At 60.2% G+C, this 15712-nt stretch carries 15 protein-coding genes; 5 read left to right on the top strand and 10 right to left on the bottom strand.

The features are described 5' to 3' along the window. Positions 1–20 precede the first annotated feature (20 nt). Genes ACLBWT_RS09025 through ACLBWT_RS09015 form a run of 3 tightly spaced genes read left to right on the top strand, consistent with a single transcriptional unit; the run spans position 21 to position 2912 of the window. The gene (locus tag ACLBWT_RS09025) at positions 21–1124 is read left to right on the top strand and encodes a fatty acid desaturase (RefSeq protein WP_447662720.1); all 1104 of its coding nucleotides are present in this window, start codon (positions 21–23) and stop codon (positions 1122–1124) included. Between the two features lie 52 nt (positions 1125–1176). Further along, complete coding sequence (locus ACLBWT_RS09020; protein ID WP_447662719.1) at positions 1177–2313, top strand: sensor histidine kinase; 1137 nt, start codon at positions 1177–1179, stop codon at positions 2311–2313. Beyond that, a complete protein-coding gene (locus tag ACLBWT_RS09015; RefSeq protein ID WP_447662718.1) occupies positions 2310–2912 on the top strand; it encodes a response regulator in 603 nt (200 codons plus the stop codon). The genes ACLBWT_RS09020 and ACLBWT_RS09015 overlap by 4 nt, the downstream gene beginning before the upstream one ends. On the opposite strand, the gene ACLBWT_RS09010 is transcribed toward ACLBWT_RS09015, so the two are convergent. The 3 genes from ACLBWT_RS09010 to ACLBWT_RS09000 all read right to left on the bottom strand — a co-directional run bounded on the left by ACLBWT_RS09010 (position 2905) and on the right by ACLBWT_RS09000 (position 6806). Further along, positions 2905–3411 carry an EamA family transporter gene (locus ACLBWT_RS09010; protein WP_447662717.1) on the bottom strand — a complete coding sequence of 169 codons (507 nt, stop codon included), beginning with the start codon at positions 3409–3411 and terminating at the stop codon, positions 2905–2907. The genes ACLBWT_RS09015 and ACLBWT_RS09010 overlap by 8 nt on opposite strands. 54 nt (positions 3412–3465) lie before the next feature. Further along, the gene (locus tag ACLBWT_RS09005; protein WP_447662716.1) at positions 3466–6018 is read right to left on the bottom strand and encodes a glycoside hydrolase family 95 protein; all 2553 of its coding nucleotides are present in this window, start codon (positions 6016–6018) and stop codon (positions 3466–3468) included. Positions 6019–6083: 65 nt separating this feature from the next. Beyond that, entirely contained in the window at positions 6084–6806 is a 723-nt protein-coding gene (locus ACLBWT_RS09000) for a GH12 family glycosyl hydrolase domain-containing protein (protein WP_447662715.1), read from the bottom strand. Between the two features lie 682 nt (positions 6807–7488). Here ACLBWT_RS09000 and ACLBWT_RS08995 point away from each other — a divergent pair. Beyond that, positions 7489–8004, top strand: a complete 516-nt coding sequence (locus ACLBWT_RS08995) for a GNAT family N-acetyltransferase (protein ID WP_447662714.1) — start codon at positions 7489–7491, stop codon at positions 8002–8004. A gap of 119 nt (positions 8005–8123) precedes the next feature. Here ACLBWT_RS08995 and ACLBWT_RS08990 read toward each other — a convergent pair whose 3' ends face one another. The 5 genes from ACLBWT_RS08990 to ACLBWT_RS08970 all read right to left on the bottom strand — a co-directional run bounded on the left by ACLBWT_RS08990 (position 8124) and on the right by ACLBWT_RS08970 (position 12560). Further along, complete coding sequence (locus ACLBWT_RS08990) at positions 8124–8798, bottom strand: L,D-transpeptidase family protein (RefSeq protein WP_447662713.1); 675 nt, start codon at positions 8796–8798, stop codon at positions 8124–8126. A 481-nt stretch (positions 8799–9279) separates the two neighbouring features. After that, positions 9280–10047 (bottom strand): ABC transporter permease, encoded by a 768-nt coding sequence (locus ACLBWT_RS08985; RefSeq protein WP_447662712.1) that lies wholly within the window; start codon positions 10045–10047, stop codon positions 9280–9282. After that, a complete protein-coding gene (locus ACLBWT_RS08980) occupies positions 10047–10826 on the bottom strand; it encodes an ABC transporter ATP-binding protein (protein WP_447662711.1) in 780 nt (259 codons plus the stop codon). The genes ACLBWT_RS08985 and ACLBWT_RS08980 overlap by 1 nt, the downstream gene beginning before the upstream one ends. Positions 10827–10924: 98 nt before the next feature. Continuing rightward, entirely contained in the window at positions 10925–11611 is a 687-nt protein-coding gene (locus ACLBWT_RS08975) for a TVP38/TMEM64 family protein (protein WP_447662710.1), read from the bottom strand. Between the two features lie 154 nt (positions 11612–11765). Continuing rightward, the gene (locus ACLBWT_RS08970) at positions 11766–12560 is read right to left on the bottom strand and encodes a COG4705 family protein (RefSeq protein ID WP_447662709.1); all 795 of its coding nucleotides are present in this window, start codon (positions 12558–12560) and stop codon (positions 11766–11768) included. A gap of 143 nt (positions 12561–12703) precedes the next feature. On the opposite strand from ACLBWT_RS08970, the gene ACLBWT_RS08965 reads away from it, so the two are divergent. Further along, a complete protein-coding gene (locus ACLBWT_RS08965; protein WP_447662708.1) occupies positions 12704–13405 on the top strand; it encodes a response regulator transcription factor in 702 nt (233 codons plus the stop codon). A 47-nt stretch (positions 13406–13452) separates the two neighbouring features. Here the strand turns inward: ACLBWT_RS08965 and ACLBWT_RS08960 are convergent, their stop codons facing one another. Both ACLBWT_RS08960 and ACLBWT_RS08955 read right to left on the bottom strand, forming a co-directional pair. Further along, positions 13453–14136, bottom strand: a complete 684-nt coding sequence (locus tag ACLBWT_RS08960; RefSeq protein ID WP_447662707.1) for a response regulator transcription factor — start codon at positions 14134–14136, stop codon at positions 13453–13455. Then, on the bottom strand, positions 14133–15602 hold the full coding sequence (locus ACLBWT_RS08955; protein WP_447662706.1) for a sensor histidine kinase: 1470 nt from the start codon (positions 15600–15602) through the stop codon (positions 14133–14135). The genes ACLBWT_RS08960 and ACLBWT_RS08955 overlap by 4 nt, the downstream gene beginning before the upstream one ends. Positions 15603–15712 lie beyond the last annotated feature (110 nt).

Raw genomic sequence — 15712 nt, 5'->3', positions numbered from 1 at the left:
CACATTCAGGAGGTTTCGGGATGTCTCCATTAAAACAATTGCGCCAAATGATAGCGCCCTACGAAAAATCGGATTCCGCCGCCAGCGTCTGGCAGCTGCTCAACACGCTGCCCCCTCTGGCCTTGCTCTGGTACGCCGCCTATCTCAGCTTGAACGTCTCCTATGCGCTGACGGTGCTGTTCAGCGCCGCCGCCGCCGGCTTCGTCATCCGCAGCTTCATCATCTTCCATGACTGCTGCCACGGATCGTTCTTCAAAAGCAAGCGCGCCAACAATCTGCTGGGATATCTGCTCGGAGTGCTGACCATGTTCCCGTATGAACAATGGAAACATGCCCACAATATCCATCATGCGGGCAGCGGCAATCTCGAGAAGCGCGGCATCGGCGATATGTGGATCCTGACCGTGCAGGAGTATGCCGAGGCATCCCGCTGGCGCAAGCTGAGCTACCGGATCTACCGCCATCCGCTCGTGCTGTTCGGACTCGGGCCGATCGTCCTGATCCTCTTCGCCTACCGCTTCAACGAGAAGGGCGCACGCCGCAAGGAGCGGCTGAACACGTACGCGACCAATGCCGGCATCGTCGTTCTCTACGCGCTGCTCGCATGGGCAGCCGGCTGGCAGTCGTTCCTGCTCGTGCAGCTGCCGATCTTCTGGATCTCCGGCGCCGCCGGCATATGGCTGTTCTATGTGCAGCATCAGTTCGAGGACTCTTACTTCGAGCATGATCCGGAATGGGAATACCTCAAGGCTGCCGTCGACGGCAGCTCGTACTACAAGCTCCCGGCCTGGCTGCAGTGGCTGACCGGCAACATCGGCTTCCACCATGTCCATCATCTCAGCCCGCGCATTCCGAACTACCGCCTCCAAGGCGCCCATGAAGCGGCTCCGTCGCTGCAGCATGCGACGACCATCACGCTCCGCACCAGCCTGAAGTCGCTGCGCTTCAACCTCTGGGACGACGTGAACAGAAGCTTTGTCTCCTTCCGGGACGGCAAGCGGCTGATCGCTCAGCGGCCGGATGGCGGCATCGAGGGCAAGCATCAGTCGGAGCTCCGCCCCTTCCCTGTCGCCCGCCCTGCTGCGGCGCCGGTCAAAGCAAGAACCGGAACCAGCGGGAAATAAGCCCATTATGCTACACTGGTAGCATCAGGATTTCACGCAAGGAGCGGCATCGATGCAGAAATGGTACCGAATCTTTCCCCGCAGCTCGGGATTCAGCTTGTATGTATGGCTGGCATTCATCATCCTGCCGTTCTATTTCATCTTCCGGTTCCCCGACACCCGTCATATGCTGTTCGGCGGGTTTCTCGTCGCTCTGTTCTTCCTGTGCTTCCAGCTGACCTCTTCCGACAGAGGCTGGAAGCTCTATACGGGCATCTCCATCCAGATGGCCGTGTCGGCTGCGATGACGATCTACTTCCATTACCCGTACTTCAGCTTCTTTCTGGCCGTATTCATCGGCAATACGAGAAGCTGGGCGGGTTTTCTCAGCCTGTACATCGTCCACCTGGTCGTCACGCTCGGTACCGCCTATGCGGGGTTCGCGATCGGCAACGAATTCTTCCTCTCCCAGTGGCCCTTTGTCCTTGTCTGCCTGATCGGCGTGGCGGTGCTTCCATTCAACCGCTACAATACGCTCAAGCAGGTCAAGCTGCAGGGGCAGCTGGAGGATGCCAACCGCCGGATCGCGGATCTGCTCGTCCACGAGGAGAGGCAGCGCATCGCGCTCGATCTGCATGACACGCTTGGCCAGCAGCTGTCGCTGATCCGCCTCAAAAGCGATCTCGCCGGCAAGCTGCTGGACAAGGACCCGGAGCGGGCGCGCGGCGAGATGGCCGACGTGCATCAGACGGCGCGGATCGCCCTGCAGGAAGTCAGGGAGATGGTCTCCCATATGCGCGGCGCGCGGCTCGAGGACGAGATCCAGCGGGTGCGGCAGATTCTCGGCGCGGCGGAGATTTCCTTCGAGATGGAGGGAGATCCCCGCTTGGCTCATACGTCGAGGCTCACGGAGAACGTGCTGAGCATGTGCATCAAGGAAGCCGTCACCAATGTCGTCAAGCACAGCCACGCCGCCTCCTGCTTCCTCTCCATCACCCAGCTCCCGGAGCTGCTCATCGTCAAGGTCAAGGATGACGGCAAGGGGATCCGGAACGTGCGAAAGCTCGAGCGCGGCAATGGACTGCAAGGAATGAAGGAACGGCTGGAATTCCTCAACGGAACGTTGGAAATATCCGGCGTGCCGGGGACGGAAATTACGATGACCGTTCCGCATAACGTCAGCCGGGTGGAGAAGGAGGTGGAAGCATGATACGGATCGTCATCGCCGAGGATCAGAGGCTGCTGCTTAGCGCGCTGGGATCGCTGATCGACCTCGAGGAAGACATGCAGGTCGTCGGCCAGGCCGGCAACGGCCAGATCGCGGTCGAGCTGGTGCGTCAGCACAAGCCCGATGTCTGCATCATGGATATCGAGATGCCCGTCATGAACGGGCTCGAAGCGGCCGAACTGCTGAAGGGCGACGGCTGCAAGGTGATTATCCTGACCACCTTCGCCCGAACGGGATTTTTCGAGCGAGCGCTCAAGGCAGGCGTCCAGGGCTATCTGCTCAAGGACAGCTCCAGCGACGAGCTGGCCGACTCCATCCGCAGCGTCATGGCAGGCAGGCGGCTGTATGCTCCCGAGCTAGTCGACGAGGTGTACAATACGGAAGAGAATCCTCTTACCGAACGCGAACGGGAAGTGATGGAGCTCGTCGCCGTAGGCAAGAACACCAAGGACATCGCCAAGGAGCTCTTCCTATCCAGCGGCACGGTGCGCAACTACATCTCCGTCATTCTCGACAAGCTCGGCGTCAGCAACCGGATCGAGGCCATCTCCAGGTTCAAGGAGAAAGGCTGGTTCAAATGAAAAAGACGATTTCCTCCAGGCAGCGGACTGCGGAGAAATCGTCTTTTTTCCATTGCGGCCTATAGGGGCTGCCCTTTTTGAACCGTTCGCTCCTCAGCCCCACAAAGCCACGGTCACGATAGCCGCCGCCATGACCGATGATCCGGCGAAAGCCTTGGCTTTCCTTGAGCAGCAGCACGCCGAAGATGGCGGCTAAGACCGTTCCGCATTCACGAATCGGCGAAATGAGTCCGATCGGAGCGTAAGGAATCGCCAGCAGGAACAGCAGATAGGAGCCCGGGCTCAGCACGGCGCCGGCCAGCGTCTGCTTCCAGCGTCCGCTCCACTCTGCGCGCAGCTTGCCTTTGCGCAGCGCGGCGGGAGTCAAGGCGGCCATGACGCCAAGATTGCCGATCGCCAGAAGCGACAGCGCGGACAGATGCTGCAGGTTGAATTTGTCCATGGTGACGTAGCCGGCCGTGCACAGGCCGACGCCGAGCGCAAGCAGGACGGGACGCATGGCGGCCCGCTTGCCGGGAGCCGGCCCTCCAAGCTCATTTCTGCTGTTGCCACATCATGCCCGAACGGCCGAAAGCCTGAGCACGTCCCCCGCCCTGGCATCGAATCGGTACCGTCCGTCTTCGAAACTGAATTTCTTGGACAGGCCGTCGCCGTCCACGGCCGCCAGCTCCCCGCCATGCCGGATGAAGAAGCTTCCGCCATGCGTGAAGCGCAGCTCGGCCTCGGTCAGCCTCCCTTCCGCCCACGACAGATCGCATTCCGCTCCGCCTCTGGCGCGCAGCCCCGTCACACGTCCCTCCGGCCACTCCGGCGGCAGCGCCGGCAGCAGCTTCAGCTCGCCGCCATGGGACTGCAGGAGCATCTCGGCGACGCCGGCCGTGCCGCCGAAGTTGGCGTCGATCTGGAACGGCGGGTGATCGCCGAACAGATTGGGATGGACCGCATGGCGCAGCAGCTCCATCAGATGCTCATGCGCCTCGCCGCCTTCGCCCAGCCGGGCCCAGAAGTTGAGAATCCACGCCCGGCTCCAGCCGGTATGGCCGCCGCCATGGGCGAGCCGGCTCTCCAGTGTCTTCCGGGCGGCCTGGGCGAGCTGCGGCGTCCGCTCCGGCGTAATCTGCTCGCCGGGATGAAGCGCGAACAGATGGGAGATATGCCGGTGGCCGGGCTCCGGCTCCCCGTATTCCTCCGACCATTCCAGCAGCTGTCCGCGGCTGCCGATCTCCGGCTCGGGCAGCCGGCGGCGCGCCGCCGCCAGCTTATCGGCGAGCTCCGCGTCCACGCCGAGCACATCCGCCGCTTCCTCGCAGGCCGAGAACAGCGCATGGAGTATCTGCGAGTCCATGGACGGACCGATGCACAGCGCGCCCCGGTTGCCGTTAGGGAGCTCGTACGTATTTTCCGGCGATACGGAAGGTCCGGTGACGAGCCTGCCGCGGCCGTCCTCAAGCAGCGTGTCAAGGAAGAAGCGCGCCGCGTCCTTCAGCATGGGATAGGCCCGATCCTCCAGGAACCGGCGATCCGGCTGATAGCGGTAATGCTCCCACAGATGCAGGGAGAGCCAGGCGCCTCCCGTCGGCCAGATGACCGCGGGCACCCAGACTCCGACAATGCCGGTATCTCCCCACATATTGGTCGCGTGATGGGCGACGAACCCCTCGGCTCCGTACATTTCCCGTGCCGTGACGGTGCCGTTTTCGCGAAGGCGGTCGAGCAGATCGAAAACGGGCTCGTGGGTTTCCGCAAGATTGCAAACCTCGGCCGGCCAATAATTCATCTGCAGATTGATATTGAGGTGGAAGTCGCTCTCCCACGGCGGGGTGAAGCTTTCGTTCCAGATGCCCTGCAGGTTCGCCGGCAGCGATCCCGGGCGCGAGCTCGAGAGCAGCAGGTATCTGCCGTAGAGGAAAAAGAGGCGGACCAATCCGGGATCGCCTCCTCCTTCCCGCAGCAGCCGCAGCCGGACATCGGTCGGCAGAGAGTCAAGATTCTGACCGGACTCCAGTCCCGGTACGGATTCCTGTCCCGGCTCGGATTCGTGTATCCGGCCCGGCCCCTGTCCTTGGACGGACTTTCCATGCGATTCCGTTTGCTGATCCGCGGAGGACTCTCTCGCATTAAAGCGCTCCTGTCCCTGAACGGACTCCTGCCCGCGAGCAGACTCATGCCCCCTGCCCGATAAGTGTCCCGCATCCGTCCCTGCTCCCAGCTCCAGCGTTACGCGGTCGTACAAGGCCCGATGGGCGTGCAGATGCCGCTCCCGGATCTCGTCATAGCCCGCTTCCAGCGCCGCCTGCACCCGTGCCAGGCTCTCCGCCAGCGGATCCTCGCTGCGGAAGGTCGTGGCCGCTGCGATGTACAGCGTCGCCGAATCCGCTCCGTCGATGAGGATGACATCGCCGAGCAGGCGGCAGCTGCCGCCCTCTGCTTCCGCCCGCAGCACGGCGGCGTAGCGGACGCCGTCCGGCCCGCATTGTCCCTCCATGGCGACGCCCCTCTCCAGCTGCGTCATGCGGCCTTCGAACGGACGGCGCGTCATGCCCGCTCGCAAGGACAAGCCGCCAGGCTCGCTTCCCTCGATCCGGACCGCGATCACGGCATGCGGCTCGCTCGCAAAGACGGTCCGGGTGCGCTCCACGGCTCCCCAGCCGAAGCGGGTTACAGCTGCCGCCTCATCCAGGCGCAGCTCGCGAATATAGCGCTCTGCAGCCGCAGGCTCGCCGGGGAAACGGATAAGCAGCTCGCCCAGAGTCTGGTAGGGAGCGAGATGGCCGGACTGCGTCATCACGGCCGTCATTGCCAGCTCCTCCGCCTGCTCCGGCTCGCCTGTCAGCAGCAGCTCGCGGATGCGAGGCAGCTGCTCCGCCGCGTCCGGGCTTGATCCGATTCCCGGTCCGCCATACCAGAGGGAATCCTCGTTGAGCTGGATCCGCTCCTCGCCGAGCCGGCCGAACACCATCGCTCCGAGCCGGCCGCTGCCGATCGGGAGAGCTTCGGTCCACGGACCCGCAGGGGTTTCATACCAGAGCGCATCCCGCGAGGCGGGCGTCAGCTTCTCTCCGTTTGTCCGAACCGCTGTCTTGCCTTGAACTTGTTCCGTCGTCATGATTTCAAAGACTCCTTTATCCGGTAGTGACGCATCCCGTCTGCAGCAAATCCCGCGTATGGGGCTCAGGAGTAGCTGACCGAGAACTGATTGCAGGTGAACGCTGTATTCGGAGATGAAGTGATCTCGAAGCCGAACTGCACGCGGTTCACGATTTCATTGCCCATCCAGCCCTTGCCCTTGATCCAGTTCAGCACGGCGAGCACATCGACCGTTCCGGAGCTCGTGTTGCTGGTGCGGACGAACGAGAAGACGTCGTTGGATCCGTTGCTGCCCTTGTAGACGTTCCATGTATGGCCGCCGACGCTCACGTTCGTATAGGCCGCGACAGGATTGCCATTGGCGTCCCAGGAGCCTGCGATCGGGCCGACCGCGCCGGATTTGTTCATCCAGAGCATGATTTCATGGGCGTAGTTGCCCGTCCAGATGTCATAATCGGACGAATAGCTCGAGCCGCTGCCAGGAACCGTTACGTTGAACGAGCTGGTGAGGCTTTTGAGGGAGCCGAGCGCAATGCCGATATCCTTGGTGCTGTTGGGGTAGGACTTCACGCCCCCGGTGGACGGCTGGTTCGAGGTTACGCCCCAGTTGCTGTAGGAATTGGCCCAGATCGTCTGGGCGCCGGCGCGGCTGCCCCATACATTGTTGTAGACGATATAGCCGCCGTTGCTCCAGTTGCCGAATTTATCAGATGAAGTCCAGGCAGCCGCATAAACCGCAGAAGCAAAAGCAAAGACGCATAAGGCGGCGATGATAATAGACGAAAGCAGCCGTTTCGTTTTGTTCATGATTTATTCCTCCGTTTCGAATTGGGATGGACCAGAAAACGGATAAGCATGAAGACACGCAAATGCCTGACGGAAATCCGCTTGTTAAAGGCATCACCTCCAGGGATTGAATCTATCGGTGCAACGCGGCGGTTCGCGCTGAAACCTTGACGCTGCGCCGTCCACACAACCTTCGCCTAGACTCAGCAAGAAGGAGATAATCAGTTTGTAAGCGCTACCATATCTAGGCAAAATAGATTGTAGCATTCTCCCTGTACAAGAGGTACCCTCTGAATCCGCTCAAAAAAACCCTCCAAATCAGACATGAGGCTGTCTTCTTGGAAGGGACGGCACGGACGGCTTTCATGCCTCAGGACAGGACTCTGACACATCATGGAGGCAGCGCTCAAATGACTTTCGCGCATCATCGAGGCAGCACTCAAAGGAATTCCGCCCATCTTCGAGGCAGCACTCAAAGGAATTCCGCCCATCGTCGAGGCAGCGCTCAAAGGAATTCCGCCCATCTTCGAGGCAGCACTTTAATAAAGTTCGCACATCATGGGCAGCGCTCTAATGACTTCACCTCAGAGACAGCATTTTTCCTAATGCTGACAACGGGCTGTCAGGAAAAAGATGTATGCTGGTATCAGTACAATCCAAATGCAATTCCATCCAACCCTGTACGATCAAAGGAGGATTTCCCATGTCGAAACCATTGCCTTCCGTATCTCTGCGGCCCTATGCAAAGGATGATTCCTACCTGCTTCAGCTTGCCAACGCCCCCGACATGACCCGCTATATCGGAGGACCGGAGACCGAGGAGAAGGTTGTTGCGCGGCATGAGCGCTATTTGGCTCTGCAGCATCACGCCACCGACCGGATGTTCACCATCGTCCTTCCGGATGGCACCCGGGCAGGCTGCATCGGCTGCTGGGAGCATGTATGGAACGGGCAGAGCGTCTATGAGATGGGCTGGTTCACTCTCCCGGCCCTTCAGGGACAGGGGATCGGAACGGCTGCGCTCAAAGCCGCCGTCGCGTTTGCAGCCTCGGAAAGAAAATTCAGCCATGCATGCGCGTTCCCCTCCGTGCTCAATCTGCCGTCCAATGCGATTTGCCGGAAAGCCGGCTTCGATCTCGTCGGCGAATGCCGATTCGAGTATCCCAAAGGGAGCTTCATGACCTGCAATGAATGGCGTGTGAAGCTGTGGAACGACTGATCTGGTCCTCGGAATCGAACGCTTGGCCCCCTCCTTCCAGACGACAACCAAGACGGAAGGATCGGAAGCCTGCGTTTTCTCCAGACACAAGCATTACCCGGGAAATAGTCCCTTGGCCCTTAGCGATTCGACATGAAAATCATCGGTTCGCGCGCGGCATCAAGACGTCCCATGAGCTTCAGCATGGTGGACTCCGATATCGCGACACAGCCGGCCGTCGGCTTCGAGGAGCTTCTCCATAGATGGAGGAAGATCGCGCTTCCTTTGCCGGCGACGACGGGATGTGTATTGTACTCGATCACCATGGCGTAGCGGTACAGCGGCTGCTTGAGCCGCTCGAAGGAATTCCACAGACGCGAAGGATCGCCTTCCGTACGGATCCAGCGGTTGTAATCCCGTGATTCGGGATCGTCGATCCAATAGTCCGAGCTGTCCGTAATCGTATAGGGCATCTTCAGCCCTGGCGGCTTTACGGAACTGCCAAAGGCTTTGCCCAGCTTGAACAAGCCTTCGGGAGTTTTGCCGTCCCCCTCCTTCTGCTTGCCCATGCCTTCGCGGCCGATCACGGCCGGCGCCTCGCCGAGCGTGCGGATCCAGCGTCCGCCCTGCTTTTCCCACAAAGCCAGCTTCGCCTTGAAGCCCGAGGAAGCTGCTGCCACGACAACGACCTGCATGGAGCCCTGCTCATCCGCTTGAGCTTGCCACTGGGCGTTCCGAGCCGCCGCCCGCCCTCCTCCCAGCAGCGAGATGCCGATGCAGCAAGCCGTGACCCATAAGAACGGTTTCTTCGACATTCCCCTCTCTCCCTTCGATAAGCTCTTATTCACCTATGTAACCTCTAACGGCTTCATTCAAAAAAGTTCCTCAGGAGGGCAAGCCGGCGAGGGAGCCATCGGTATTCCTTTTCTGGAGCGCGGGCGAGCCTGCAAAAAAAGCCGGATTCCCTTTTGAAGGGAATCCGGCATGAAAGACAAGCAGCCGACGAAAGAAGTTGTGTCTCTGGCACATTGTGTCTCTGGCACATTGTGTGTCTGGCACGTTCTGTGTCTGGCACGTTGTGTTTTCCAGCTTGTTGTTTTTCTAGCCTGTTGTGTCTCTCGCATGTTGTGTCTTCATCTCATGCCCAATCGTCTATCTGCATCTCCCTGTCGTAAGTGTACCGGACCTGCATGTGTCTTGCGCTGCGTGTCTGATGTACGGGTGAATATATTCCAGGGTGCGTCCCATGTACTGTACTGCTATCCGGTCATCTTGCACAGATCGTCTTCCGTTGCGTCAGTCCCCCCGTCCGCCGTAGCGGACCAGCATGCCGATTCCGTCCGAGAACAGCTTGCGGTAGGTCAGCACGCCGAGCAGCATGCTCGTGACCGCGGCCGAGCTGGTGAAAGCGAAGACGATCAGAATCTGGTAGCGGACGGCTTCCACCGGATCCGCGCCGGCGATGATCATGCCGGTCATCATGCCTGGAAGCTGGACGAGGCCGACGGTCTTCATGCCGTCGATCGTCGGAATCATGCTGTAGCGGACGGCGCGCTTCAGCGTTCCTTGAGCCGCCTGGCGCGGAGAAGCGCCGAGAGCAAGCAGCGTCTCGATCTCGCCGCGCGAGGACTCCGACTCCCGCATCAGCTGCGTCAGGAAGAGCCCGCCGGCGACCATCGCATTGCCGATCGTCATTCCGCTGAGCGGAATGATATAGCGGGGAGTAGGCTCGATAATGCCGAGCAGCAGCAGAATGCCCATCATCAGCAGCTCCGTGGCGAGCAGCGCGGCGGCAATTCTCCAGAAGATGCCGGGAATGCCCTTGCCCTTGTCCGAGGCGTTGCGGGCGGCAACGATGATCATGACCGCGATGATGGCGGCCAGCAGCCAATGGCTGCGGCTTTCGAATACAGCCTGGAGCACGTAGCCGACTGCCAGCAGCTGCACCGCCGCGCGGATCGTTCCGACGGCGATGCCTTTCTCGAGGCCGAGCTTTTGCCAATAAGAGATGAACATGGCGATCATGATGAACAGAACCGTAAAGGCCAGCGCCGTATAAGACATCAGCTTTCCTCAGCCCCGCTTTCCCCAGGCTCGTCCAGCGATGGCCCCTTGCCCAGATACTCCAGCGCCTCGGGGGTTCCCGGACGGGAGAAGAACCGGCCGGTATCGGCATCCTCCAGAATCGTATTCCTCGCCATGAACCAGATTCGGCTGCTCACCCGGGCTGCCTGTTCCTGGTCATGGGAAATCCACAGCATGCCGGTTCCATGCTCCGATCCCCATCTCGACAGCAGCTTCTCGATGGACATCGCGCTGCCATGATCGAGAGAAGCCGTAATCTCATCCAGCAGCAGGAAATGCGGCTTGAGCAGAAGCGAGCGGATCAAGGACATCCTTTGCTTCTCTCCTCCGGACAGCTCCGATGCGTCCTTGCCGGGATCGATCTCTCCAAGCCCCGCTTCATCCAGCAAGGCATAGGCCTGTTCGCGCTGAAATGGCAGCCCGTGCAGCGCGCTTGGGGCGGCCAGATTACATTCGACGCTGCCCGGCAGCATCACCGGGGTCTGGGACACGTACGCGACCTGCCTGCGCCACAGCCGCGGCTCCATATCGGCGCAGAACTTCCCGTCGAGCGCGACGGAGCCGGAATCCGCCTGCTCAAGCAGCGAAAGGATCCGCAGCAGCGTGCTCTTCCCCTGTCCCGAACGTCCAAGCACGACGACTGTTTCCCCGCTGGATACCGACCCGCTGACTTCTTGGAACAACATCCGCCTGCCTCCGTCAGCCTTCTTCGCGGGGAGGCTCTTCGCGAGCCTCTCCATCTTCAGGATATGAGTCAAGTCCCGTTTCCTCCCGTCAGCCCGTCGATCCGGTGATGCAGGCCGGGCCATGATGGGTCTCATTCTACCTCAGACCTTACAGGCGGACAAGCAGCGCGCTATGAATTTGTTCCTCTCTTCGGAGCGGGCGCCGCCCCCTTTTTTCCGGCCCGGCGTCCATATCTGGAGTAGCGCCAGCCGGCGGCTGCCAGCAGGAGCAGCAGGACGGCGGAGGCAGCCACCCCCGCGAGCGATCCTTTTTTAACCCCAGCATACAGCAAGATCATGGCGAGATGGAACGGAATCAGTCCGACCAGTGAAGTCCAAATGAAGGTACGAAAACGGACTCCCGTTATCCCGCAGGCATAGTTCACCAGATGGTAAGGCAGCAGCCGGGCGATCAGCAGGCTGACCCCGTTTCCCCGGCTTAGCAGCTCCTCTGCCTTGCCATACAGGCGGCCCGAGCCGACGCTATGCCGCAGCGGCGCCGCCAGCATGCCGGCGAGCCAATAGGAGCCGGCCGCGCCGAGCACGCCGCCGGCATACGAGAGCACGCCGCCCCGGACGGCTCCATACATTTCCATCAGCAGGACCGACGTGAATTCTCCCGGCACCGGCGCGATATTTACGGCGGTCTGCACAAGCAGGCCGATCAGCGCTCCCATCCATCCGAACTGGCGGAAGTGGAGGAGGAGCGCTTTCGTTTCCCCCGAACGGATCAAGTAAGCCATGACCGCGCAGAGGAGCGCGAGCAGAAAGACGTTCCGAATCATATTCTTGACGGGCAACGATGAATGGCTGGACATCGGCTGTCCTCCTTCCTTCAGGCTTCGTCTGCTCCCCGGCCAAGAACCGCTCCGCCGCCTTTTGCGGCAGGGAGCGCGATTGGGTTGGCGATGAGGCTGCAAGGGTCCCGATCCCGCTCGTGGCGGGAATGCAGCCGGCTGCATTGTTCCGGAATCAAGATTTCTGTTCCAGGGAAGCTGAGGCTCCAAAGTCATCGTGGCGGGTCTTCGTCAAATAGGCGACCAGTGCGATAATCGCGAGCAAAAAGAAGAAGCTGATGCCGCTTGTCCCCCATCCCAGGCCGCCGTCATCGTTCGGCTGAGTAAGATAGTCGCCGAGGGAAGCGCCCAGCGGGCGAGTCAGGATATAGGCCGCCCAGAACGCAGGCACGGCTGCTGACGGGCGTATCCTGCTGGCCAGATAGGTGAGGGCGGTCAAAGCGGCGACGATAACAGCGGCTTCCAGGTAGCCGAGGCCGAGCCCTTCCGACAGCAGGTCGCCGGCAGCCGTCCCGAAGGCGAATGTGAACAGGATGGACAGCCAGTAGAAAGCTTCTCTTCTCGGCGTGCGCACCGAATGGATGGAAAGCGTTTTTTCAGAGGCATGCCAGAGGAAGAAAACGACCGCGAGCAGCACGGCGAACAAGAGGCTGGAGAGCTCCAGCGGCACGCCCAGGCTATCGGTCAGATTATCCGTGATCAGCGTGCCGGTTACGCTGATCAGCACGACCGTGAGCCAATACGTCCAGGGAACGTACCGGCTGCTCCGGAATTGAAGGACCAGCGCTCCAATCAAGATCGCTGCCGTTACCAAGGTCGTATTGGCCAGACCAAGCCCAAGTCCTTCGTTCAGAAAATCTGCGGCCGTCTCGCCGACGGTAGTCGCCATGATTTTGATGAGCCAAAAATAAATCGTAATTCGCGGGACTTTGATATCCCCTAAGCCTGCCTCGGAATTTGCCGTTCTCATGCCGACTTCCCCTTTCGCTATCGCATAATCGAGATCAGTCTAGCCTCCGTTGATTAGAAAACGGTAAGAGATGTCGCCGCTTCACTTTTATTTAAGAAACCGAAGCTACAATCAGTTCCATAGAGGGAAGGAGAGAGGACGGCATGCATGTTCTAGTCGTGGATCACGAGCCGAGGACGAGACGCCGGCTCATGCAGGAACTTGGGCGGAGCGGCTACCGGACCGAAGCGGCTTGCAACGGACGGGACGGCTTGGACAAAGCCATGAATGGGAAATGGGATCTTATTCTGCTGGATGCGAAGCTGCCCGGCCTCAGCGGATTGGAAGTGCTAGCTCGAATCCGCAACCTGGATGAGCATACGCCGGTCATCATGCTGAATGCCGCCAAGTCTCTTTCCGACAAGGTGGCCGGTCTTGACGGGGGAGCCGACGATTATCTCGTCAGGCCCTTCGAGATGGAAGAGCTGCTGGCGAGAATCCGCCGCTGCCTTCGGACCGGAACCGCCGCTCCTCCCCGGCATGGAGCGGCGGGGCGGAGGCTCGGGACAGGAGGGCTCCTGGTCGATACGGACAATAGGGAGGCATTCTTATATGGCAAGTCTCTTCGCCTTACGACCAAGGAGTACGACTTGCTGAGCTGCCTGCTCAGCCACAGAGGGCAAGCCCTGTCACGCGACCAGATCCTCGATTCGGTATGGGGGTATGATTTTGAAGGCGGTCCTAAAATTGTCGACGTCTATGTCGGCTACCTGCGCAAAAAAACCGGAAACGGCGGCGGCAAAAGCAGCTCCGTGATCGAGACGGTGCGAGGCTTCGGCTATCGCATCCGGCGGGAATACAAATGAAAAGAAGCGCCTGTGCCGCTGCGTCGGCCAAGGCGCTTCTTGACGTTCTATTCGCGGAACCGATACCCGGATCCCCATAACGTCTCAATATAAGGCTCTTCCGTCTTGCCGTATTCGATCTTCTCGCGGATCTTGCGGATATGCACCGTCACGGTCTGGGCGTCTCCCAGCGCTTCGAGTCCCCAGATCCGGTCGAACAGCTGGTCCTTGCTGTACACCCGGTTCGGATTGGAAGCCAGAAAATACAAGAGATCAAACTCTTTGGTCGTCAGCACGACCTCCTCGTCCCGGACGAAAACCCGTCTGGAATCGGGTTCGATACGCAGCTGATTGACCTGGATCTCGCGCGTGGCTCCCCTTCCGATCAGCCGCTCGTAGCGGGACAGATGGGCTTTCACTCTCGCTACGAGCTCAGCCGGCTTGAAGGGCTTCACGATGTAGTCATCCGCACCGAGCCCGAGGCCTCTGATCATATCGACGTCCTCGCGGCGCGCCGTCACGATCAAGACCGGAATATCCAGGCTCTCCCGGAATTGGCGGCACACGTCGAAGCCGTTCAGCTTCGGAAGCATCACATCCAGCACGATCAGATCGTATCGGCCCGTAAGCCCCATTTCCAAGCCCGCTTCTCCGTCTGCGGCGATATCGGCGTGGAATCCGTTGATTTCCATATAGTCCCGCTGCAGCCCGGCAATGCTGGGCTCGTCCTCGACGATCAATATCCGCTTCATTTCTCCGCCTCCTTGGCATATGCTGCCGGCAGCGTCAGCTTGATGCAGGTTCCTTGTCCAGGTACGCTGCCGGCTTCAATGCTTCCGCCGAGTCCTTCCATAATCTGCTTGGCGATGGCCAGCCCAAGCCCCGTGCCGCCTGTCTCGGCATTTCGAGATTCCTCCGCGCGGAAGAAACGGTCGAAGATGAAAGGGAGAGCTTCGAACGGGATTCCCGGACCGTTGTCCCCGACCTCAAGCACGGCGCGATCCCCGTCCGCATGCACCCGAACCGCAATCGCCAGCTCCGGCTTATCTCCATGCTTGAGGCTGTTCTGAACGATATTCCCGAGTACGCGCTTGAATTTCTCCCTGTCGATTCGGACCCGCCATTCCGGTCCAGCCTCGATCTCCGCCTCCAGCCTCGCTCCCTGCTTTTCGAGCTCGATCGCCAGCTCATCGGCCCAGTCGGCCGCGAATGCGGCCAGAGGAACTTCCTCGAAGTGGAACGGAATCGCCTTGAGGTCAAGCTTCGAATACAGGAAGAGCTCCTCGATCAAATGGCTCATCTCCGTAGTTTTCAATGAGATGGTCTGCAAATAACGCTCCGTCTTTTCCGGAGAATTCGCGACGCCTTCCAAAATTCCGTCCACATATCCCTGAATGGACGTCAGCGGCGTCCGCAGATCATGGGATATGCTCGTGATAAGCTCCTTGCGGTTGTCTTCATATTGCCGCTGCACGCGGATGGAATGCTGCAGCCGGCTCCTCATGTTCTCGAAGGCGATTCCGAGCCGGCCGATCTCGTCCTTGCCGGCGATGTCGACCGAGAAATCCAGATTGCCTTCCGTAATTTCCCCGGCTGCGCGCTCCAGCCTGCTCAGCGGCCGGATAATCCGCCGGGACATCAGGCTCGTCAGCAAGAGATGTGTCGCCACCAGGATGAACAGCAGCGAGACGAACAGCAGCGGAAACAGCTTCCTGGCCGCGAATAGAAGCGGGTCGGTCCGCCTGAGCAGGAAGAGGCTTCCCTGATCCCCCTCCGCCGTCAGGAAGTTGTACTGCCGGGCCGTATACAGCTCGCCTTCGTAGGTTATCGCAGGAAGCCCGCGTGCCTCGTGTCCGTCCGTGTAGGCAGGGAGGGAGCCCAGGAGCGCATCCTTGCCGCGGATTGCTTCAGACACATAAAAATGCTGGCCGTTGACCCGTACAAACAGCGCCTGGCCCTCGCTGGACAAGCCTCCGGCGAGATCGTCCAGATAGCCCTGATCGGTCAGAAGCGCTCGATTTCGCGCAATCGTATGTTTGAGCAGCGAGTCGTAATTGTCCTCATCCAGGCTTTCCAGCTGCGCCTTGAATATCGTCTTGAGCGGCACGAGCTCCCCGCGGAAGACGAATACGAGCAGCAGGGCTGTCATCAGCATCAGCAGCAGCGGAACGACAAGCATGGCGGCATAAGAGAGAAGCAGCTTAACACGTATGGACATCGTCATCCGCTCCGGTTTCCTTCGGCCTGCACCGTTCAAGCTCAAGCCTCTTTACGGACAAACATAAGGGATTCGAAGCCAAAAAACAAGGCTGGAGCCGAGGCCATGCC

Source organism: Paenibacillus sp. D51F, from assembly GCF_053345695.1.
This window is presented reverse-complemented; position numbering and strand designations above follow the sequence as displayed.

Bases quoted from the DNA above. Each gene is read 5' to 3' on its own strand.
- ACLBWT_RS09005 (WP_447662716.1), bottom strand. From the start codon at position 6,018: ATGACGACGGAACAAGTTCAAGGCAAGACAGCGGTTCGGACAAACGGA.
- ACLBWT_RS08995 (WP_447662714.1), top strand. From the start codon at position 7,489: ATGTCGAAACCATTGCCTTCCGTATCTCTGCGGCCCTATGCAAAGGAT.
- ACLBWT_RS08955 (WP_447662706.1), bottom strand. From the start codon at position 15,602: ATGTCCATACGTGTTAAGCTGCTTCTCTCTTATGCCGCCATGCTTGTC.
- ACLBWT_RS08960 (WP_447662707.1), bottom strand. From the start codon at position 14,136: ATGAAGCGGATATTGATCGTCGAGGACGAGCCCAGCATTGCCGGGCTG.
- ACLBWT_RS09015 (WP_447662718.1), top strand. From the start codon at position 2,310: ATGATACGGATCGTCATCGCCGAGGATCAGAGGCTGCTGCTTAGCGCG.
- ACLBWT_RS09000 (WP_447662715.1), bottom strand. From the start codon at position 6,806: ATGAACAAAACGAAACGGCTGCTTTCGTCTATTATCATCGCCGCCTTA.
- ACLBWT_RS09025 (WP_447662720.1), top strand. From the start codon at position 21: ATGTCTCCATTAAAACAATTGCGCCAAATGATAGCGCCCTACGAAAAA.
- ACLBWT_RS08970 (WP_447662709.1), bottom strand. From the start codon at position 12,560: ATGAGAACGGCAAATTCCGAGGCAGGCTTAGGGGATATCAAAGTCCCG.
- ACLBWT_RS08990 (WP_447662713.1), bottom strand. From the start codon at position 8,798: ATGTCGAAGAAACCGTTCTTATGGGTCACGGCTTGCTGCATCGGCATC.
- ACLBWT_RS08965 (WP_447662708.1), top strand. From the start codon at position 12,704: ATGCATGTTCTAGTCGTGGATCACGAGCCGAGGACGAGACGCCGGCTC.
- ACLBWT_RS09010 (WP_447662717.1), bottom strand. From the start codon at position 3,411: ATGCGTCCCGTCCTGCTTGCGCTCGGCGTCGGCCTGTGCACGGCCGGC.
- ACLBWT_RS09020 (WP_447662719.1), top strand. From the start codon at position 1,177: ATGCAGAAATGGTACCGAATCTTTCCCCGCAGCTCGGGATTCAGCTTG.
- ACLBWT_RS08985 (WP_447662712.1), bottom strand. From the start codon at position 10,047: ATGTCTTATACGGCGCTGGCCTTTACGGTTCTGTTCATCATGATCGCC.
- ACLBWT_RS08975 (WP_447662710.1), bottom strand. From the start codon at position 11,611: ATGTCCAGCCATTCATCGTTGCCCGTCAAGAATATGATTCGGAACGTC.